The organism is Prevotella sp. C0209C1 (genome assembly GCF_056583855.1).
On record NZ_JBWPJP010000010.1, the window covers coordinates 1 to 17,535 of the forward strand.

Sequence of the window (17,535 nt, forward strand, 5' to 3'; positions counted from 1 at the left end):
CTTGGCTATGTAATTCCCGCTATTAGGGCTTACTCGGGACTTCCACCCGTTAGAAAATGCTCATGCCGAGCGTACACGCAAAAGAGAATTTTGTTTCCAAAATCCTCTTTTTACCTGTTTGTGATTCCGTTGGGGTTCGAACCCAAGACCCACAGCTTAGAAGGCTATCCGAAGAAAAGAATGTTAATAACTGAAAGATAAGATATTACAGCGACTGCGTTTTTGCCTTTATATTCGTTTTATTGCGAGGGGGCGTTAAAATAATAAGCGTGGACTTGTATACATATCGTCTTCTTTTTTCTTATTATTGTCGTTCTCTTTCTTTACCGATGTACCTATTGAATTAAGAAGTTTTCCAATCAAATATTTACTAACGGCAGGTTTATCGAGTTGGTCTAATGCACCTATGATGAACCCACTTTTTAGGGTCATAACCATGTTATTAGATTTGTTCTCCAAATCTATGTAATATCCTTCGCCTTTGTCGAAGTTATATAAGAAGCGAAGACATCTTTCCATTTCTTCTTTTGTATTAAATTCGAGACGTACTCTTTTAGTTTTCGTTTTAATAAGTTCTTTCCCGATATTCATTAACTCGCTTGTTGAGAGATAAACGGTGTAATAGCTTGTGCCATCTGTACGCTCTGTTAGTTCTATACTACTATCAGCAACCTTTCCTATTGTTGTTGTGTGTGATAGAATCTTTTGTGCATTTGCACTGATGCTAATTAATAATGCTATGATTGTAATTAATTGTTTCATTTTTTTATTGTTTAATTTGTTAATGTATTATTGATTTTACGTTTGCTCACGAGAGATTGAGCCAAAGACTTTATACGCCTGTAGTATGTCTTTTTTCTTTATCTCCTGCTCGGGGTATGACGTGTTAAGGGGTACAAGTCTGTAATTATCTTCATTCGTGGCAGGGAGTATGGTGCGAATAAATCGCTCTGATGTTGTGATGATGAAGTAAATTTGTCCGAGTGTGATGCTATTAGCTTGTTGCAGGAATATAATATCACCTACATTGTATTTTGGTGCTGCATCATGTCCGAAGTAATAGATACCTATGCACCCCGAGAAGCAAGGCACAGATACGTATTCTATGACAGGGTAATTATCTTCGTTGAGGCTGGCGGTAGAATTAGCAGATATATTCAATATGGGCTGCTGGTCTGACTTGATACCAAGCCCGAAGATATCTTTACCGAGTATCTGTGTCAGCTCTATGATATAGCCGTGCTTAAATTCTTGCGCATTGAGCCTTGAGGATAAAGCCTGTGGTGTTATCCCCCACTGCCTTGATAGCCATGCAAGGTTGATATGGTTAGCTTGAAGAGCTTTTCTTACTTCGTTTCCTTCCATATATAGACAAAAATTATTTGATGTCGTAATATGTGTATTCGTCATCATGTTGTATCCACTTATAACGAATTTGTTTGAAGCCCAGCTGGGTTACTACTGGACCAATAGCCTCTTGCATTTCTTTTTTGTTTTTGTTTGCAGCAAAAACAGCTCCGACGAGAGTTAATATCGTGCTGTTTTTGCCGGAGATTTGTACATCGATATCATCCTCCCATAATTTATCTTTGAGTATATCAGTATATCTTTTGCGCATGGATGGCAGGTTGTTGTTTTTAATTTCAGATGCTCTCTTTATGCAATAATCAACGGCAGAAGAATATTGTTTGTTCGTTTTGTATAATTCCGAAAGGCTGTCGTTTGTGGGAATATTGGCATATGAAGCGAGGTGCTGGAGACTGCTACCAAGTTCCTCTACATTCATTGTTTCAACGGTATTGGTAGAGAATACACCCTGTGACAAATCCGTGGAATCTGCGATAATTTTTTCTATGTTCCTTTTTTGAAAAACGGCCTTATCGATATTTGCCTGTTTGATAGAGTCGGCCCTTTCGCTTCTCTCTATGGATTCAGTTACGCCCGTTACGTTGAAAAGGAATGCAAAGAACACAGATAACCCCAACCATGCTAAAATTACATAGAGGCGCTTACGATTTTTCTCGTCGCCGATAAAGAACAAGGCTTTTTGAGGCTTAATAAGTCCAAAGACGAGATAACCGAACAGTAAAAATTGTAATAATCCAAGTAATTTTGTCATAATGATATTTTTATTATTTGTTATTCGAATGATGCATGATTTCTATGAATTGCTGTAACTGTTTTTGAAAATTCGCAACTATTTCAATAAGGCTGCTTTTCTGTTGCAGTGATGTCTCCAGCTCACGTGTTAGTGTTGCTACGGTATCAGTAAGCGTTTTAACGGTGTCCTGTCTGTCCTCTTCATTTTGGCATCCACAATTGTTCTGCGTGTCGATGTGGTCGCCGTCTCTCTTGTTCTGTGTGCCCACTGTTACATCCCCCGAATTAGTAGCGATAGATTGGTCGCCTGATGCCGTAATTTGTGTTAAAGTTACTTCATCAAAGAAATAACCTACTGGAACACGATAAAAAGCTGCAATTTTCTCCAATAAATCAACCTTGCATATCGAGCCTTTATAAATTAGATTATATAAAGTCTGATATGTAGTGCCCATTTCTTTAGCATCGCCGTATTTATCGGTACTTTTCTCAAACAACGCCCTCAGTTTTTCTATATTCATATAAAGTATACTTACTAAATAAAGTTAATTCTGAAACAATTTTATAAAGTTTACTTGTTTGTTTAACAAGTTCTCTTTATCTTTACATCATATTTCTGAAACAAAGATATAAATAAATAATGAAACAAACAATACCTCGAAAGGGGAAACTTAAAAAAGCAAGAAAATATGAAAGCAACAGAATTAACAGACTTCAGATTTGAGTTCGCAGGTTATGGACATTACAAAGTTACTTATACAAGCCCTGCTACAGGTAAACAATGGAGCGTAACAACAAACAACATGCCGTTGATAGATGCCACGTATCACGAGGAATATCCAAAGAGAAAAGATTTAGAAAGTTTGAAAAAACTTTGCAAGCAAAAAGGTTCGCTATATATCTATTAATTAAAGACGTAAGATTATGAAAATGAATGAACTTACAAGGAGCAGGAAAAAGATAGATTTAATGGGAGTTTATTTTCACGCCATCTTTACGATTCTTTTAACTCTCATCTTCGCACTTGTGGTGTATGAGACTTTTATAGGGTTTATGCGAATATGATGTAATAAAGGCTATAGTGAGCCTTAATCACTAAAGGTAAAGAGTTGAGGCTCGAGGGCGGTTCAAGTCCGCCATTACCACGAGAGGGTTATACTAAAGTAACGGTTCCCCTGCCTGATGGGGCTATAAATTGCAGGATTGCGATAATATCCAAACATAGCGATGATGTAGAGGCCAACCGTAGAAGCAAGCAGCTCACATTAAGAGAGAGTCGAGGCAAGCAGCGGGGAAGAAAGTAATAAGGAGCTAAGGAATAGGCTGGCGTCGTTGAACTCGATAGCATAGTGCGAAGAATAGTACCACGAACAGACCGTAGTAGGTCAGCCAGCCACAATGTATTAACTATAAATATAAGAAAGTATATGGAAGAAAAAGAGACAAAAGGCTTTGACTACCAAAGTTGCGAGAGTGTGGAAGAGCTGCGGAGAAAGCTAAAGGAGCTTACAAAGGAGGTAGAAGAGCAAAAACTATTAGTAAGTGCTTGTCGTAAAGAAGCCGAGCAATACAAGACTTGGTGGTTGAATAAGACGGAGAGAATCAAGAAGATGAAAGAAGATATCGAAGACATTAAGAAGATAACTAATAAGATAATAGAAAGATGGTAAGACTTAGAACAAAGAAGCCTGTAATGCCTACATTAAGGCTTATGAAGGTAGGCGAAGTAGCAAGTTTCCCTGTAGAGCGTTTAGACGTTGTCCGAGTTACGGCGAATCGCTTAGGTACGATGAAACGCCGTGAGGGTTGGAAATTTCAGATGAAGACAAAAGGGCTGCTGGTACAAGTTACCAGAACAGCATAAGCAAGCTATGTAAGAGTTATTGAGGTTAGGATATGGGAAATTATACGATTACAGATAGCGAGAAGCTCCTAACCATTATGCGAGTAATGAATAATAAAACTTTTGGATTACGGTTTAGCGAACGGATTGTGGGCGGTCGCTCACGTTTGGAAAGACTTATCACTGCTGGGAAGATACGAGCAAAGAAAGGGAATGACAAAGCTCAAAATGGCAAGTGGGAAGTAAACGCTGCCGATGTCCTACGATATGCAAGAGCAAAATGAAAAGAATGAAATTACAAGAAGCTACTACATTTAAGGTGTGGCTTAGAAAGAAAGTTATTAATTGGCTTAATGAAGATAGCAAGTTATACACAAAGATAATGGGAGAGCCTGTACGTAAGGAAACGGTGCTATTAGTTAATATGATTGCCGTATTGCTAATGGTAGCAGCAATAGCTGTAGAGGGGTCTCTGTTAATATCTGTAATAGCTACTATATGCGTTGGCTTTTTGGTGAGGAGATTAAAGATAACTGACAACAAAGAATAGTCTTAAATTAAACCTTTCGCTTTAATGGAAGTTTTTAAGTTTTATTTAGTTTGTTTTATTCAATTGCTCAGTCTGTGAAGATAGGGCAATTTCTTTTGGGTGGATAGGTTATATAAATAGGGGTTCGACTCCCCTACTACCCACGATATTAATAACGATAAAATAAAAAGAGTATGAGTACAGAAATCATTGAAGTGCAGCAAGCAGATATGCTGCAAGCAATTAACCGAAGCGAGGTAGATATGCAGATAGCTACGGCAAAGCAATATCCCCGAGACCTCCACAGAGTATTGAACCAAATAAAGACTTACGCCACCATGGACACCGAAACAGCCGAGGACTGCTTCTATGCCCTACGCCGTTCGGGGAACGTTATAGAGGGCGTGAGTGTGCGCCTTGCAGAAATCATCGCAGGGGCATGGGGCAACCTTAGGGTACAAAGCCGTATCATAGGCAACGATGGGCGCACAATCACCTGTCAAGGCGTGTGCCACGATTTGGAAACCAACCTCGCAGTAAGCGTGGAAGTAAAAAGGCGCATTACCGACAAGGGCGGACGTACATTCTCAGAAGACATGCAGGTAGTTACAGGCAACGCAGGTTGCGCCATAGCTTTTAGAAATGCCGTACTAAAGGTAGTGCCAAAAGCTGTAACTAAGAAAGTGATAGACGAGGTAAAACAAGTAGCCTTAGGCAAAAGCATGGACTTAGAAACCAAGCGTCAGAACCTCATGCAGTATTATCAGAAGATAGGCGTTTGCCAAGATACGCTGCTTGCTTACTGCGGAGTAAAATCCATTGAAGAAATAGACATAGAGAAAGTGTTTGAGCTTCGCGGCGTGGCAAATGCTATCAAGGAGGGTTCTACCACCGTGCAAGAGACTTTCAAGCCATTCACAGCCGAGAGTCGCGCCATAGCAGAGAAAGCCAAGAAAGAGGCAGACAGCAAGAAAGATAAGGTGAACAAAGCTATACAGGCAGCCACGCAGCCAAAGGTGGACACCGAAACAGGAGAAGTTATAACAGAAACAAAGAAATAAAAAAAAAGTTATGAGTAGCATTATTATAAGACCAAAGAACCGCACGGAGTGGCTGGAATATAGGAAGCAGGGCATAGGAAGTAGTGAAGTAGCAACTATAGTAGGGCTTAACCCTTGGGAAACGCCTTATCAACTATGGAGGCGTAAAATGGGAATAGATGCACCAAAGCAAGAAAACTTTGCTATGCGTGCAGGACATTATCTCGAAGACGCCGTAAGTCAGTTTTGGCAAGATGCAACAGGCAACGAGGTTATTAAAAGCAGTGCAGGCGATTGGCTCATTCGTGATAATGACAAGCCATACCTACAAGTAAGCCCCGACCGCACCTATTGGCTCTCTGACAGCCGCAAGGCATCAGACAAAGGTATTCTTGAATGTAAGACCACGCAACGCGGCTGGGACGAAGACAGCATACCTAAGAACTACTTTGTACAGGTGCAATATCAATTAGGTGTTGCAGGGCTGAAGCACGGTTCGCTTGCATGGTTAACACAGGGGCGTCAATTTGGTTATAAAGATTTAGATTTTGTACCTGACTTTTACGAGTGGTTAGTGGACGAGGTTAGTCGCTTTTGGGTAGACAACATACAAGGCGGGAAAGAGCCGCAGGCAGCCACAGCCGAAGATGTTATGATAAGATATAATCAGCATACAGACGGCAAAGAGGTGGAAGCCACAGACGCTGTTTATAACGCCTACAGCGAGCTAAAAACCATAAAGCAAGAGATAACACAGCTTGAAGAGCGAAAGAGCGAAATAGAGGATAAAATAAAACTCAATTTTGGCGATGCCGAGCGCATGAGTTATCAAGGCAGGATTATAGCCACATGGAAAGCCTCCAAGCCGAGCTGCAAGTTTGACGCAAAGACTTATCAGAAAGACCACCCCGACCTTGTAAAGCCATATATTCAAAGCGTGCAGGGGTCAAGGCGGTTCTTAGTAAAGTAACGTCAAAGGGAAGTCTAACGATTAAAGTATTATAACGATGAAAACGAAGAATGCAGTGAGCCTTATAGGAATGATAGGCAACGATGTAGAGGTGAGGTTGGCAAATGGTGTGCCTTATGCTCGCTTTTCGCTTGCTACCTCTACAGGAGGTTATAAGAAGCAAGACGGTACGGAAATCCCAGAGAAAACACAATGGCATAACATTGTGGCTTGGCGAGGTCTGGCTGACTTTGCAGGAAAATACGTCAGGAAGGGTATGAAGGTAGCCATCGATGGAATGATTACCTACGGAGAGTATACCAACAAGGAAGGGCAAAAGGTAAATACGGTTGAGATATTGGCTAACGATGTAACATTGATGTCTTCGCAGCAGCAGAGGGAGCAAGGACAGCAGCAGCAATATCAAGAGCAATATAACACCCAGCAAATGGGAAGTCAAGAGCCGTTCGGTCAAAATGTAGAATCTAATGACTTGCCGTTTTGATGAAACAGGTAACGATAACGAAAGAAGATGGTCGGGTTCATGTTGACGTGGACTTGGACTATCTTTTTTCCACGCTAAAGAATGGTGTGTACACTCTATATATCAAGAGAGCAAGAGAGAAAAGGACAATCGCACAAAATGATTTAATGTGGTTGTGGTTCGCTTGCATTGAAGGAGAGACAGGAACGGCGAAAGAAGATGTGTATAACCATTATTGCAAGAAGTTCTTATCGAAGCCAGACCCGATGGGAGAAGGCTTTATAAATGATACCAGCAGCAGGTTGAATACAAAGCAGATGGCGGACTTTATGAATAAGATACAAGCCGATGCAGCTACAGAGCTTGGGATAATGCTGCCGATACCCGAAGACAGATATTTCGAGGCATTTTATCAACAATATAACATATAAGAATAGACATGGATTTTAAGAAAATTCAATTAACTAAGCAGAATACTCTTAATGTGGTGTATTCTAACGAGAACGGTGATACGGTGAGTGTAACAGGTGCGAATATCGTACACCAAGATTTAAAGGAGGCACTTAGGAATCTCGTACCGCATCTTACGCTGTTATCCGAGCAGAGAGAGGGTTATAATAACACTCTTGAAGAGCTGGAGCAGCAAAGAGAATGGGAAGAAAAGAGCATATACACACGAATGGCGGTGAATGCTGTAGCGTTGAATGCTGACGAGGTGAGCGTAAGCGGCACACGTATATTAGAGCGAGGGGATATTATTAGAATCAGCACCCCGAAGATTTCTACGGTAGACGATGAAAACTACGGTTACAAATCGGAGCTGTCGTTGGCGTTAGACAACTTAAAATACGAGGCGGAGCAATATATTGTGGAGCGTAAGTGGGCGTTAAAGCAAGGCGAACTGAACTTTGATGAGGCTGGCGACCCATTTGCAGAGATTAAGGCTGGCGATGTCCCTTCTGTATCTGTAGAGATGAAAACAAAGGGTCATACTACTACTTGTGAAAAGGTAAGAGTATCATAGATATGGTACGGTCAGAAGTAATGACGATAACGTTAACTCCTAATTGTTATAAAGTTTCATTTAAGTATCACCCCCTGTTGGTAACGTGCATCAAAAGAATACCTTCTGCGAGATATAATGCAGGTGGAAGATATTGGGAGGTTTCAACGGCTGATGAGAACTACCTAAAGCTAATGGAAACATGGGCGGTGAAAAGATTCTTGTGCAAGTCTGTAGTATGGTTGTCTGATGAGGAGCCTATAGAGAGCTACGAAGATATAGAAATGCCAAAGTTAGAAGTTCCACATAACATGACTTTAGAGCCGTATGAATATCAAAAGGAAGGGATAGCATATGCGTTAAAAACGAAGAGGTGTATAATGGGCGATGAGCCGGGTCTCGGGAAGACGGCACAAGCTATTGGGACGATGACAGCGTCCGGAGCATATCCAGCATTAGTCATCTGCCCTGCATCGTTAAAGATGAATTGGCAGAGAGAGTTTAAGAAGTTCGGGGGAGTTAAATCTATCATTCTAAGTGATGAGAACAGGAGTACATGGCAGCAGTTTTGGAGGGTAAAGAATCAAAAAGGCGAGCCTTTGGCAAAGGTATTCATAACGAATTATGAGAGCCTGAAGAAGTACTTTGTGAAGAGTATCAAAAGGCAGCAACGGTTCACATTAAGAAGCATAGAGTTCGATGAGAGGATAAAGCTCTTTAGGTCTGTTATTATTGATGAAAGCCACAAGTGCAAATCGAGTAAGACGCAACAAAGCAAGTTTGTGCAAGGCATTGCAAGGGGAAAGGAGTACGTGCTGGAGCTTACAGGTACGCCTGTTGTCAATAACAATATTGACTTAATACAGCAACTTAATATAATGGAAAGGCTGGAGGACTTTGGTGGTTATACCAAGTTCATGGAGAGATATTGTGCTGGCGAGAATCAGTCGAGCCATTTAAAAGAACTCAACTACTATCTAAGAAGATTTTGTTTTTTCAGGCGGCAAAAGAAAGACGTGTTAAAGTGGTTACCCGAGAAGACAAGGTCGTATCTTGTCGTTGACATAGAGAACAGGAAAGAGTATAACGAGGCAAAGAAAGATGTTATCCGTTATCTACGAGATTACAGGAATGCCGATGATGATAAGATACAGCGAGCGATACGAGGGGCAGTAATGGTGAAGATGGGAATATTAAAGCAAATATCCTCTAAGGGGAAGATAAAAGCAGCTATAGATATTATCCATAACACTATAGATGGCGGTGAGAAACTTATAGTATTCTGTTTCTTGAAGCAGGTAGTTGCAGAGCTCAAGGAGGAGTTCCCCGAGGCAGTAACGGTTACAGGTGATGATGATGATAAAGCCAAGCAACGCAGTGTGGATTCTTTCCAGCAGGACGCAGGAACGAAGCTAATAATCCTAAACTATAGGAGCGGTGGAACAGGGCTAACGCTTACAGCAGCGTCTAACGTGCTGTTTATAGAGTTTCCGTGGACTTATTCAGATTGTTGCCAAGCGGAGGACAGAGCGCACAGAAATGGGCAAAAGAATGCCGTAACGTGTACTTACCTATTAGGGAGAGATACGATAGACGAATATATGTACAATCTGATACAGACTAAGAAAGATATTGCTAATGGTGTAACAGGCACGATTGACAATGTAGAAGAGAAAAAGGTAAACACGCAGCAGATGTTGTTAGATGCTGCCTTTGATATGTTTAAGGGGGAGGTTAAATAGATGAAGCCATTAACAGAAAGCCAAATCCAAAAGCAGTGTGTAGAGTGGTTCAGAAGAACGTACCCGAGTGTAGAGCCGTTGTTCTTTGCCGTGCCTAATGGTGGTGCGCGTAATGCGTGGACTGCTAAGATAATGCGTGATGAGGGAGTGCGTGCTGGTGTGGCTGACCTTATCTTGCAAGTCCCGATAGGTGGTTATGCGTCGCTGTGTATAGAGATGAAGACGCCAGCAGGCAGGCAGTCGCAAAGTCAGAAGGAATACGAGAGGCTGGCAAAGAAGATGAAGAACAAATACGTTGTTTGTCGGTCTTTGGAGGAGTTTAAGAAAGCAGTAAGAGATTACATTAACAAGTAACGACTATGAATTATATTAAATTGATTAATAATTTTTGGAGTCTTAGCGAAGAGTATGATTTCCGCCCCATAGACATTGCGCTTTACTTTTATCTGTTGAAAGTTGCGAACGGTCTATTGTGGAAGCCGTCCTTCCGTAGGAACAACCGAGAGATTATGGAGAGATTTAATATCAGCAGTCATCATACTTTTAATGATTCCAGAAACAGATTAAAAAATGCAGGTCTGATAGATTACAAAACTTACAATGGCAAGAGGTATTCGACCTACATAATCATAGATAGCTTGGCAAAAAATGCCAAGGTTACTGCCAAGGTTACTGCCAAGGTTACTGCCAAGGTTACTGCCAAGCCTTATAATAATAAAACAAAAACAGAAACAAAAGAAGTTATAAAGAAAAGCCACTCCGTAGAAACGGAGTTGCCCTTAAAAATGGAAAAGCCAAATAAGCAGAATGCGGAAGTTTCCGCTCCGAGCATGGAGGACGTTATTGCGATGTGTGTCGATAAGGGTATGAGTGAAGAGGAAGCTAAGAAGTTTTACTATTATTACGATGCACAAGGTTGGATAACTACAGGGGGGCAGAAGATAACGAGAATAGATAGCATGGTTAATAGATGGATAATAAGCAGGAAGGAGAAAGAGAATGATAGAAACTATACAACAGAAAGTTCTAAGCGAGAGGCAAGAAATAGAGAAGTCTTCGAAGAAATCATGTCCCACTACAAGTAAAATAAAGAAAGAGGCAATGAAGCTGCTGGGGGAATTTAATCCCTCGCTACAAAATAAATGCTATGCTCACCCTGTAAGGTGTGTATATGGGAAAGCTCCGACGTTGGCTGCAGTGCGGAGAGATTATGGCGAGCAGGTAGCAGTGGATTGGTTAGTCATAGAGCTGAACGACTATCAGGACTTTGTCGGGGTGAAGGAAGAGGGTAAGACTACGTTTGACGTAATTAATGAATTATCGAAGATGATATTAGGGCGTTATTATTATCTGAAGCTATCCGAGATGATGCTGTTTTTTCAAAAACTGAAATATGGGGACTATGGTGAGATGTACGGAAGAGTTGACGCTGTACGCATACTAAGAGCTTTAAAGTTATTCATAACGGACAGGAATGAGATTATAGACAAGCATGAGCAAGAAGAGAGTAGCAGGAAGCGAATAGCAGCCAAAAAGAATGCTATAAGCTATCAAGAATATTTAGCAAGAAAAAATAAAACGCAATATAAAGCGATTTAAGACGTTAAAAATACACAAGACAATAGAATACTCATAAATAGAATAAAAAGCCGTTAGAATGAAAATAAAGGACATCTACAGCGGTTTTTGTAAACTACACACAGAATGAAAATTATAAAAACAAATAAAAGTATGAAAAGAATCAGATTTATAAGAGAGCGATTAGAGGGCAGTGGAAACCATATAGCCCTAAGTGTTTATTACCTGTATGCTGCGTTGAAAAATTTTGCGCTTTCGTTGCAAGATTTATTCCGTGTGCTGCATAGTTTGATAAAGCGTGAGCCATTAATATCAATGGGAGTAACCGCTGCTATATGCCTGTTAATATCGTTCATAGAGATAGGCAAGGCTCGGGCTGAAAGAGATAAGTTCTCAAAGAAGATGTGGCAGCAGGAGAGGATTATAGAGGAGTTAAATATATTGACAAACGCAAGTAAACATTAAGACAATGGAAAAGAAATACAGACTTTTGGAGAACGACACTAAGGTGGTAGGCGGCAAAACTTTGTACAGAATCGAGGCATTGAGGGACTTTGCCGATGTGCAGAAAGGGGACAAAGGCGGCTATGTGGAAAGTGAAGAGAACTTGTCTCATGAGGGTAATTGCTGGATGTATGACAACGCTCGAGTCTATGACAATGCTCAGGTATATGGCGATGCTTGTGTATTTGATAATGCTCAGGTATATGGCAACGCTCGAGTCTATGACAATGCTTGGGTAGCTGGCAGAGTTTGTGTAGATAGCAACGCTCTGGTATATGGCAACGCTCGAGTCTATGACAATGCTTTGGTGCATGGCAGTGCTTGTGTAGCTGACAATGCTCGGGTATGTGGCGATGCTCGGGTATATGGCAATGCTTATGTATCTGACAATGCTCTGGTGCGTGGTAATGCTCGGGTCTATGGCGATGCTCGGGTATATGGCAATGCTTATGTATCTGACAATACTCAGGTATATGGCAAAGCTCGTGTATGTGGCTGCGCAGAGGTGTATGGCGATGCGAGGATAAGAGGCACAGTCGATTACTACGTGGGAAAGAATGTATGGTCGAGCGGTCGCTACTTCACTTACACACGCTCTAATAAGATGTGGAAGGTAGGCTGCTTTTACGGTACAGGAGAGGAGCTGATTAAGAAAGCATATAAAGATAGTGAGGTAAGCGGAAGAGAGTATAAGCGAGTGGTGGAATATGTGGAAGCCATGTATGCTGACTTGGAAAATGACGAGAGCAAGTAAACATTAAGACAATGGAAAAGAAATACAGACTATTAGAAAATGACACTATTACGGTAGGCAGTAGAACGCAAGAGGAAATGTTTAACCTAAAAGAGATATAACGACAATGGAAATAAACAAGAATGAACCAACAGAGAAAGAGTTTAAAGATAGTAATAAATTGTATTTGAACTTGATGAGGGCTTTTGATGATGAAGAATTAGTAATGCGACTACCAGCATTTATGACTTCGTTAGCGTATTTTTTGTCAGAAATGTCTGAGATAGCAGCGAAATACGGTATCAATAAGGATGATTTTATTGCCAGCTTGGCTATAGCCACTAAGCATGTTAATGAATTGAAACTTAGAAAGAACAAGTAAAGCTATGGAAACAAACAAAATAAACAACGGCTGCAAAAGTCAAAACAACAATAAAATCAAGAACGAGACCGAGTTGTTAGAAATGTTTACGGATCCTGATGGGTTTAGAGCATTTACATATATTCCATTCCTCCATCCTATCTACAATGAAGTTTGGGCAACAGAAGGTCATGTAATAATCAGAATTAACCCAGACAGGCTTAACAAACACTACGAGCCTGTCAAGGGGTGTGAAAAACTAAAACTACCAAAAGTATTAAAGCCATGCCATTTATCTTGTACATATAAGGCTATCAGACAGGCGTTAGATGAGTGTCCGTTAGTAGATGAAATAGTAACGGAAGGAAACGAAGAGGATTGCAGGGAATGCGGTGGTTTTGGCGAGGTAGAATGGGAATATACAGATGATAACTTACATACTCATTATCATGATTTCGATTGCCCAGTGTGCGGTGGCAGTGGCGTGATAACACACAAGTTGGAAAAACATACGGGTAAGAAAGTTCACGATGAAGAAGCTATCGTGAAAATTGGAAATTCATTTTTTAGATGGTATTATCTTGACATTGTGGCAAAGGCTTTGGCGCATATCGGAGCTGACGTGATAAGCGTTACGGCTAACGACCCTATGGGTATGACAGAGTTTGTATTCGACAATATTAAGATTGGACTAATGTTTTATAAATGCAAGGAGGGTGAAGGATACAACGCTGAAGTTGAATTAAAGGAAACGTCATGTAAGATAGAATAAGAGGTATGGGAAAGTTTGAAAAAGGGGTGAAATTCGTAAAAATATAAGAAACAAAATGGAAAAGAAATACAGACTTTTGGAGAATGATACTATTACGGTAGGCAGTAGGACACTTTACCGTATCGAGGCGTTGAAAGATTTTGCAAACGTTAAGAAAGGGGATAAAGGAGGTTATATAGAGAGCGAGGATAACCTATCACATTTTGGTAATTGCTGGGTATATGGCGAAGCTGAGGTATCTGAAAACGCTTGTGTATATGACAATGCTTGTGTATGTGGCAACGCTTTGGTATATGGCAACGCTTGTGTATATGACAACGCTCAGGTATATGGCAACGCTCAGGTATATGACAATGCTTGGGTATATGACAATGCTTGGGTATATGACAACGCTCAGGTATATGGCAATGCTTGGGTATATGGCTATGCAGTGGTCTTCGGCGATGCGAGGATAAGAGGCACAGTCGATTACTACGTGGGAAAGAATGTATGGTCGAGCGGTCGCTACTTCACTTACACACGCTCCAATAAGATGTGGAAGGTAGGCTGCTTCTACGGTACAGGAGAAGAACTCATTTCAAAGGCTTATAGGGATAGTGAGGTAAGCGGAAGAGAGTATAAGCGAGTGGTGGAATATGTGGAAGCCATGTACGCTGACTTGGAGAAAGATAAGGAATAAGGACAAAAAAGCAAAGATAATGAAAAAACGAGAAATACTATTTCGTGGGTGGAACGAGAAAAACAAAAAGTGGCTGTACGGCTACTACTTAGTTAATCGTGGCGAGCATTTTATATCGCCCGATGAGTTTGTGAATCCTTTGGCGTCTTACGAGGACTATGTGGTGGACGCTGACAGCGTAGGGCAATACACAGGGCTGAAAGATGCAAAAGGGGTGAAGATATTCGAGGGGGACGTCATAGTTGATGAGTCCTACCCCTACATCATACAATACCATGAAGAATATTCACAGTTTGTTGCTGTGCCTAAACCAGACGTTACAATAGCATTTTATCAGCAATGGGTTAATGAGCGCGGATTTGTTGTCATCGGGAATGTGTATGAGGACAAAGAACTTGAGGAAGACTGAAAAGGGAGTGCCCGTGAACACCCCCTCCAAGACTACGGCGATAATACTACGCCTTTACGAAGAAGTGGAAACAAGTGCCATTCTTTGGGTAGATTATCTTTCCTCCCCTGCGAATGAACTTGCAAAACACTTCACGCATTTTGCCTTTGTGCAATTTAGTATTCATACAGCAATACCTCCTTTCTCGGCGGTTGCAGTCAACGCTTAATTGCGTTGAAGTCGTTGCACTATGCCGAAATGCAACGAAAAGCCCCCAGCACGGGACTGAGGGCGTGTCTTTTCTCTAACAGGAAGAGAGCGGACGGAGAGACGACATATCGCCATAGAGGTATTGCCTCATACTAAATTGCGTGGCAAAGATAGTGCGTTTTACATCGCACAACAAAAAAATTAACGATTTTAATAAGCAAATGTTAAATATTAACTTATAAGAATAACAATTATGTACGCAGTAAAAGGAGACCTCATAGAGGTAAAGAAAGTAAGTGAAACGGAGTATGCCGATAAAGACGGTAACACCTATGACAAGAATGAGCTGGTGCTGCTCGAGGAGATGGAAACCGAGCCTATTGACTGGGAGCAACGAAGATACGAGATTGCGAGAGACATAATGGCAGCGTCATTTGGTCAGCCGATGGACGATGTAATAAGCATTGCGTCATACGTCCATAATTGCGTACAGTGGGCAGACGCACTTATCGAAGAACTAAAAAAGAAAGCAAATGAATAAGGATAAGATGATAGAATGGATAGGTACTCACAATGTGGGGGTATCATCAAAGACAATGTGGGTGGCATTAATGTGTCCACAATGCGTGGATAACAAGAACAGCTGGGAATACAACGTACCTGGTGATGCAGATGACTTTTCACGGTGTTATGACTTGTATAAGTTTGCAGAGTTAAATCTTAACGACCTTCGAAAGATTGATAATATTTTTCCGTATTGGCGTCCTATCATTGATGAATGGGACAAGTTAAAAGCTGCATTCTTAGAAGGTACAGGATTTCAGAATATATTAGATAATAAATTTGATGAAGTGATGAAGCTAAAGGGATATACCAAGACATCAGAATCTACTTGGGAAAGAAAAAAGCAATTAAAGAACATATACACATTGTGCGAAACATTAGAAGAAGCTGATGCTTTAGGACATTTCATTATGGGTATGGGATATGAGGGCGTTCAAAATGACAGCTACAGATATTGCAAACTTGAAATGGAAATGGCATTTAAAGACAATGCAAGGCACAATAGAAATTATATTTTTGTTGGAGTAAATGGATGTCAACTTGTTGTAGGAAGTAACAAGAGAGAAATGCGTAAGAAATTCTCGTATAAATATATTGAAAAAGAAAGAATTTTTAAAAAACTATTAAATATCAACTTATGATTTACGGCTACTTGAGAGTTTCCTCTGATGAACAGGACGTGAACTCACAGAAACAGGGAGTTGAGAAATTCTGCGAGGAGCATCATTGGGGGATAGATAAATACATTACGGACGAGGGTGTGAGCGGAGGAAAGAATCCCGACAAACGAAACTTAGGACCACTTCTGAAACTTGTTAAGCAGGGAGATAAGATAGTATGCTCGGAGATTTCACGATTAGGGCGCGACTTGTACATGGTAATGGATATATTACACTTCTGTATGGAAAAGGGTTGTATCATATATACGGTAAAAGATAGGTTTGTACTCGGTGATGACATCAGCAGCAAAGTTCTTGCCTTTGCCTTTGGGTTATCTGCCGAGATAGAAAGACAGATGATAAGACAGCGTACAAAGGAGGGGTTGCGCCTTAGAATGAAAAAAGGGGTGCTACTTGGGCGTCCTATAGGAAGTTGTAATTCTGATGAAGCACAGAAATATGGAGAATGGAAAGAGAAACTAAAGCAAATGGTAGAATGGCAGATGCAACCAAGACAAATAGCAGCAGTAATTGGGTGCGACAGAAATACGGTGTCAAGGTTGGTACAGCGGTGGGGATATGGTGAAAGGTGGAATTACAAATCTGAATGGATAAATAGTGAAAACAAAAAGAGCTGGCGAGAGAGAAAGCCCACATATAAGGAAGGCGACTACATGATAGTGGAATTTGATAGAGCGAAAATGCGTTCTTTAATTGAAGCAGATTTAACAATACCACAGATAGCAGAAACAATGCCAGAGTATACGTATGAACAGATATACGATACTATTCTGTGTGATAGTGAGTATAACGCGCTATACAGAAGACATGGGCAGCTAAAAGTAAAGAAACAGAAAAAATGAAACAGAATTTTAAGCAGCTTTTTTATGAAGCATTATACGAGGTAGGTATTCCTGCAATATCACTTGAAACGAGCGCAAAGATATTAGCTGTGTTATATGTGCATGGCAATAGGGAGGAATTTGTATTGAATAATAATTTTGTAGCAGATATAGAGTACATTCAGAAGAAATACCGTGTTCGAGGGGGTAAAACTCCTAACGCTGTTTTTACAGAAGAGTTAAAAAAGCAAATAAAAAATCTTATGGAATACGAGGAAGAACATAAGGACGATGTAACAGGGGAGGTCTTATTTAAAGATAAGATACCCTCATGGGCAATAGAATTATTTAAGGAAAGATACGATATTAAATTATAAAATTATGACAGCAATAGAGGTAGAACTGCGTATGAGGTTACAGAATGCAGCGGAACACCGATGCAGATTAACAGCAAGGGCAAGGGCGCGAGATATAGCAGAGCTGTATGGAGGGCGAGAAACTAAGGAGTACGAGGATAAGTATAACGAGCTAACAACGGAATATAACATAAAGTAA

General features: G+C 40.7%; 31 protein-coding genes. 27 read left to right on the plus strand and 4 right to left on the minus strand.

Going from position 1 to position 17,535, the window contains the following annotated elements; genetic code table 11:
• Positions 1-255: 255 nt before the first annotated feature.
• From AC1DCD_RS03970 to AC1DCD_RS03985, 4 genes are read right to left on the minus strand one after another with little or no spacing between them, the layout of a single operon-like run.
• On the minus strand, positions 256-762 hold the full coding sequence (locus tag AC1DCD_RS03970; RefSeq protein WP_308533074.1) for a hypothetical protein: 507 nt from the start codon (positions 760-762) through the stop codon (positions 256-258).
• Positions 763-798: 36 nt separating this feature from the next.
• Positions 799-1,365 carry a S24 family peptidase gene (locus AC1DCD_RS03975; RefSeq protein WP_308533075.1) on the minus strand — a complete coding sequence of 189 codons (567 nt, stop codon included), beginning with the start codon at positions 1,363-1,365 and terminating at the stop codon, positions 799-801.
• 13 nt (positions 1,366-1,378) lie between these two features.
• Entirely contained in the window at positions 1,379-2,119 is a 741-nt protein-coding gene (locus tag AC1DCD_RS03980) for a hypothetical protein (RefSeq protein ID WP_464640584.1), read from the minus strand.
• Between the two features lie 13 nt (positions 2,120-2,132).
• Positions 2,133-2,597, minus strand: coding sequence for a hypothetical protein (locus tag AC1DCD_RS03985; protein WP_464640582.1), 465 nt, complete (start codon positions 2,595-2,597; stop codon positions 2,133-2,135).
• Between the two features lie 192 nt (positions 2,598-2,789).
• Here AC1DCD_RS03985 and AC1DCD_RS03990 point away from each other — a divergent pair, with 192 nt between their 5' ends.
• From AC1DCD_RS03990 to AC1DCD_RS04120, 27 genes are all read left to right on the plus strand, one after another.
• Positions 2,790-3,008, plus strand: a complete 219-nt coding sequence (locus AC1DCD_RS03990) for a hypothetical protein (protein ID WP_308533077.1) — start codon at positions 2,790-2,792, stop codon at positions 3,006-3,008.
• 16 nt (positions 3,009-3,024) lie between these two features.
• Positions 3,025-3,165, plus strand: coding sequence for a hypothetical protein (locus AC1DCD_RS03995; protein ID WP_464640580.1), 141 nt, complete (start codon positions 3,025-3,027; stop codon positions 3,163-3,165).
• Between the two features lie 44 nt (positions 3,166-3,209).
• A complete protein-coding gene (locus tag AC1DCD_RS04000) occupies positions 3,210-3,404 on the plus strand; it encodes a hypothetical protein (protein ID WP_464640578.1) in 195 nt (64 codons plus the stop codon).
• A gap of 123 nt (positions 3,405-3,527) precedes the next feature.
• Positions 3,528-3,770: a hypothetical protein gene (locus tag AC1DCD_RS04005; RefSeq protein ID WP_308533078.1), complete on the plus strand. Its 243-nt coding sequence runs from the start codon at positions 3,528-3,530 to the stop codon at positions 3,768-3,770.
• Entirely contained in the window at positions 3,764-3,964 is a 201-nt protein-coding gene (locus tag AC1DCD_RS04010; RefSeq protein WP_060933282.1) for a hypothetical protein, read from the plus strand. Before AC1DCD_RS04005 ends, AC1DCD_RS04010 begins: the two co-directional genes overlap by 7 nt.
• Positions 3,965-3,996: 32 nt before the next feature.
• The gene (locus AC1DCD_RS04015; RefSeq protein ID WP_060933283.1) at positions 3,997-4,227 is read left to right on the plus strand and encodes a hypothetical protein; all 231 of its coding nucleotides are present in this window, start codon (positions 3,997-3,999) and stop codon (positions 4,225-4,227) included.
• 5 nt (positions 4,228-4,232) lie between these two features.
• Positions 4,233-4,493, plus strand: coding sequence for a hypothetical protein (locus tag AC1DCD_RS04020; RefSeq protein WP_464640575.1), 261 nt, complete (start codon positions 4,233-4,235; stop codon positions 4,491-4,493).
• 173 nt (positions 4,494-4,666) lie between these two features.
• A complete protein-coding gene (locus AC1DCD_RS04025; protein WP_464640573.1) occupies positions 4,667-5,533 on the plus strand; it encodes a hypothetical protein in 867 nt (288 codons plus the stop codon).
• A 10-nt stretch (positions 5,534-5,543) separates the two neighbouring features.
• Positions 5,544-6,482, plus strand: coding sequence for a YqaJ viral recombinase family nuclease (locus AC1DCD_RS04030; RefSeq protein WP_464640571.1), 939 nt, complete (start codon positions 5,544-5,546; stop codon positions 6,480-6,482).
• Between the two features lie 37 nt (positions 6,483-6,519).
• Positions 6,520-6,966, plus strand: coding sequence for a single-stranded DNA-binding protein (locus AC1DCD_RS04035; protein ID WP_464640569.1), 447 nt, complete (start codon positions 6,520-6,522; stop codon positions 6,964-6,966).
• On the plus strand, positions 6,966-7,376 hold the full coding sequence (locus AC1DCD_RS04040) for a NinB/YbcN family protein (RefSeq protein ID WP_464640567.1): 411 nt from the start codon (positions 6,966-6,968) through the stop codon (positions 7,374-7,376). Before AC1DCD_RS04035 ends, AC1DCD_RS04040 begins: the two co-directional genes overlap by 1 nt.
• 8 nt (positions 7,377-7,384) lie before the next feature.
• Positions 7,385-7,969, plus strand: a complete 585-nt coding sequence (locus AC1DCD_RS04045) for a hypothetical protein (protein ID WP_464640565.1) — start codon at positions 7,385-7,387, stop codon at positions 7,967-7,969.
• A 2-nt stretch (positions 7,970-7,971) separates the two neighbouring features.
• On the plus strand, positions 7,972-9,690 hold the full coding sequence (locus AC1DCD_RS04050; protein ID WP_464640563.1) for a DEAD/DEAH box helicase: 1,719 nt from the start codon (positions 7,972-7,974) through the stop codon (positions 9,688-9,690).
• Complete coding sequence (locus AC1DCD_RS04055) at positions 9,691-10,044, plus strand: VRR-NUC domain-containing protein (protein WP_060933289.1); 354 nt, start codon at positions 9,691-9,693, stop codon at positions 10,042-10,044.
• Positions 10,045-10,049: 5 nt separating this feature from the next.
• Positions 10,050-10,775, plus strand: coding sequence for a hypothetical protein (locus AC1DCD_RS04060; RefSeq protein ID WP_480348994.1), 726 nt, complete (start codon positions 10,050-10,052; stop codon positions 10,773-10,775).
• Positions 10,776-10,791: 16 nt separating this feature from the next.
• On the plus strand, positions 10,792-11,289 hold the full coding sequence (locus AC1DCD_RS04065) for a DUF6633 family protein (protein ID WP_480348996.1): 498 nt from the start codon (positions 10,792-10,794) through the stop codon (positions 11,287-11,289).
• A 132-nt stretch (positions 11,290-11,421) separates the two neighbouring features.
• Complete coding sequence (locus AC1DCD_RS04070) at positions 11,422-11,733, plus strand: hypothetical protein (protein WP_464640557.1); 312 nt, start codon at positions 11,422-11,424, stop codon at positions 11,731-11,733.
• Positions 11,734-11,737: 4 nt separating this feature from the next.
• Positions 11,738-12,526, plus strand: a complete 789-nt coding sequence (locus AC1DCD_RS04075; protein WP_464640555.1) for an LbetaH domain-containing protein — start codon at positions 11,738-11,740, stop codon at positions 12,524-12,526.
• 106 nt (positions 12,527-12,632) lie between these two features.
• Positions 12,633-12,887, plus strand: coding sequence for a hypothetical protein (locus AC1DCD_RS04080; RefSeq protein ID WP_464640553.1), 255 nt, complete (start codon positions 12,633-12,635; stop codon positions 12,885-12,887).
• A 4-nt stretch (positions 12,888-12,891) separates the two neighbouring features.
• Positions 12,892-13,638 carry a hypothetical protein gene (locus tag AC1DCD_RS04085; protein ID WP_464640551.1) on the plus strand — a complete coding sequence of 249 codons (747 nt, stop codon included), beginning with the start codon at positions 12,892-12,894 and terminating at the stop codon, positions 13,636-13,638.
• Between the two features lie 55 nt (positions 13,639-13,693).
• A complete protein-coding gene (locus tag AC1DCD_RS04090; protein WP_464640549.1) occupies positions 13,694-14,317 on the plus strand; it encodes a hypothetical protein in 624 nt (207 codons plus the stop codon).
• 19 nt (positions 14,318-14,336) lie between these two features.
• Positions 14,337-14,726 (plus strand): YopX family protein, encoded by a 390-nt coding sequence (locus AC1DCD_RS04095; RefSeq protein WP_464640547.1) that lies wholly within the window; start codon positions 14,337-14,339, stop codon positions 14,724-14,726.
• A gap of 442 nt (positions 14,727-15,168) precedes the next feature.
• The gene (locus tag AC1DCD_RS04100) at positions 15,169-15,456 is read left to right on the plus strand and encodes a hypothetical protein (protein ID WP_464640545.1); all 288 of its coding nucleotides are present in this window, start codon (positions 15,169-15,171) and stop codon (positions 15,454-15,456) included.
• Positions 15,449-16,120: a hypothetical protein gene (locus tag AC1DCD_RS04105; protein ID WP_464640543.1), complete on the plus strand. Its 672-nt coding sequence runs from the start codon at positions 15,449-15,451 to the stop codon at positions 16,118-16,120. The genes AC1DCD_RS04100 and AC1DCD_RS04105 overlap by 8 nt, the downstream gene beginning before the upstream one ends.
• Positions 16,117-17,001, plus strand: a complete 885-nt coding sequence (locus AC1DCD_RS04110; RefSeq protein ID WP_308533221.1) for a recombinase family protein — start codon at positions 16,117-16,119, stop codon at positions 16,999-17,001. The genes AC1DCD_RS04105 and AC1DCD_RS04110 overlap by 4 nt, the downstream gene beginning before the upstream one ends.
• A complete protein-coding gene (locus AC1DCD_RS04115; protein WP_308533222.1) occupies positions 16,998-17,357 on the plus strand; it encodes a hypothetical protein in 360 nt (119 codons plus the stop codon). Before AC1DCD_RS04110 ends, AC1DCD_RS04115 begins: the two co-directional genes overlap by 4 nt.
• A gap of 4 nt (positions 17,358-17,361) precedes the next feature.
• Positions 17,362-17,535 carry a hypothetical protein gene (locus AC1DCD_RS04120; protein ID WP_308533223.1) on the plus strand — a complete coding sequence of 58 codons (174 nt, stop codon included), beginning with the start codon at positions 17,362-17,364 and terminating at the stop codon, positions 17,533-17,535.

What these genes read in the sequence shown, in the direction of transcription:
- AC1DCD_RS04045 (WP_464640565.1), top strand. Translation starts at nt 7,385, where the DNA reads ATGGATTTTAAGAAAATTCAATTAACTAAGCAGAATACTCTTAATGTG.
- AC1DCD_RS04120 (WP_308533223.1), top strand. Translation starts at nt 17,362, where the DNA reads ATGACAGCAATAGAGGTAGAACTGCGTATGAGGTTACAGAATGCAGCG.
- AC1DCD_RS04065 (WP_480348996.1), top strand. Translation starts at nt 10,792, where the DNA reads ATGAAGCTGCTGGGGGAATTTAATCCCTCGCTACAAAATAAATGCTAT.
- AC1DCD_RS04020 (WP_464640575.1), top strand. Translation starts at nt 4,233, where the DNA reads ATGAAATTACAAGAAGCTACTACATTTAAGGTGTGGCTTAGAAAGAAA.
- AC1DCD_RS03975 (WP_308533075.1), bottom strand. Translation starts at nt 1,365, where the DNA reads ATGGAAGGAAACGAAGTAAGAAAAGCTCTTCAAGCTAACCATATCAAC.
- AC1DCD_RS04050 (WP_464640563.1), top strand. Translation starts at nt 7,972, where the DNA reads ATGGTACGGTCAGAAGTAATGACGATAACGTTAACTCCTAATTGTTAT.
- AC1DCD_RS04080 (WP_464640553.1), top strand. Translation starts at nt 12,633, where the DNA reads ATGGAAATAAACAAGAATGAACCAACAGAGAAAGAGTTTAAAGATAGT.
- AC1DCD_RS04025 (WP_464640573.1), top strand. Translation starts at nt 4,667, where the DNA reads ATGAGTACAGAAATCATTGAAGTGCAGCAAGCAGATATGCTGCAAGCA.
- AC1DCD_RS04035 (WP_464640569.1), top strand. Translation starts at nt 6,520, where the DNA reads ATGAAAACGAAGAATGCAGTGAGCCTTATAGGAATGATAGGCAACGAT.
- AC1DCD_RS04060 (WP_480348994.1), top strand. Translation starts at nt 10,050, where the DNA reads ATGAATTATATTAAATTGATTAATAATTTTTGGAGTCTTAGCGAAGAG.
- AC1DCD_RS04085 (WP_464640551.1), top strand. Translation starts at nt 12,892, where the DNA reads ATGGAAACAAACAAAATAAACAACGGCTGCAAAAGTCAAAACAACAAT.
- AC1DCD_RS03990 (WP_308533077.1), top strand. Translation starts at nt 2,790, where the DNA reads ATGAAAGCAACAGAATTAACAGACTTCAGATTTGAGTTCGCAGGTTAT.
- AC1DCD_RS04005 (WP_308533078.1), top strand. Translation starts at nt 3,528, where the DNA reads ATGGAAGAAAAAGAGACAAAAGGCTTTGACTACCAAAGTTGCGAGAGT.
- AC1DCD_RS04015 (WP_060933283.1), top strand. Translation starts at nt 3,997, where the DNA reads ATGGGAAATTATACGATTACAGATAGCGAGAAGCTCCTAACCATTATG.
- AC1DCD_RS03995 (WP_464640580.1), top strand. Translation starts at nt 3,025, where the DNA reads ATGAAAATGAATGAACTTACAAGGAGCAGGAAAAAGATAGATTTAATG.
- AC1DCD_RS04075 (WP_464640555.1), top strand. Translation starts at nt 11,738, where the DNA reads ATGGAAAAGAAATACAGACTTTTGGAGAACGACACTAAGGTGGTAGGC.
- AC1DCD_RS04105 (WP_464640543.1), top strand. Translation starts at nt 15,449, where the DNA reads ATGAATAAGGATAAGATGATAGAATGGATAGGTACTCACAATGTGGGG.
- AC1DCD_RS04070 (WP_464640557.1), top strand. Translation starts at nt 11,422, where the DNA reads ATGAAAAGAATCAGATTTATAAGAGAGCGATTAGAGGGCAGTGGAAAC.
- AC1DCD_RS04095 (WP_464640547.1), top strand. Translation starts at nt 14,337, where the DNA reads ATGAAAAAACGAGAAATACTATTTCGTGGGTGGAACGAGAAAAACAAA.
- AC1DCD_RS04055 (WP_060933289.1), top strand. Translation starts at nt 9,691, where the DNA reads ATGAAGCCATTAACAGAAAGCCAAATCCAAAAGCAGTGTGTAGAGTGG.
- AC1DCD_RS04115 (WP_308533222.1), top strand. Translation starts at nt 16,998, where the DNA reads ATGAAACAGAATTTTAAGCAGCTTTTTTATGAAGCATTATACGAGGTA.
- AC1DCD_RS04010 (WP_060933282.1), top strand. Translation starts at nt 3,764, where the DNA reads ATGGTAAGACTTAGAACAAAGAAGCCTGTAATGCCTACATTAAGGCTT.
- AC1DCD_RS03980 (WP_464640584.1), bottom strand. Translation starts at nt 2,119, where the DNA reads ATGACAAAATTACTTGGATTATTACAATTTTTACTGTTCGGTTATCTC.
- AC1DCD_RS04100 (WP_464640545.1), top strand. Translation starts at nt 15,169, where the DNA reads ATGTACGCAGTAAAAGGAGACCTCATAGAGGTAAAGAAAGTAAGTGAA.
- AC1DCD_RS04110 (WP_308533221.1), top strand. Translation starts at nt 16,117, where the DNA reads ATGATTTACGGCTACTTGAGAGTTTCCTCTGATGAACAGGACGTGAAC.
- AC1DCD_RS04040 (WP_464640567.1), top strand. Translation starts at nt 6,966, where the DNA reads ATGAAACAGGTAACGATAACGAAAGAAGATGGTCGGGTTCATGTTGAC.
- AC1DCD_RS03970 (WP_308533074.1), bottom strand. Translation starts at nt 762, where the DNA reads ATGAAACAATTAATTACAATCATAGCATTATTAATTAGCATCAGTGCA.
- AC1DCD_RS04030 (WP_464640571.1), top strand. Translation starts at nt 5,544, where the DNA reads ATGAGTAGCATTATTATAAGACCAAAGAACCGCACGGAGTGGCTGGAA.
- AC1DCD_RS04090 (WP_464640549.1), top strand. Translation starts at nt 13,694, where the DNA reads ATGGAAAAGAAATACAGACTTTTGGAGAATGATACTATTACGGTAGGC.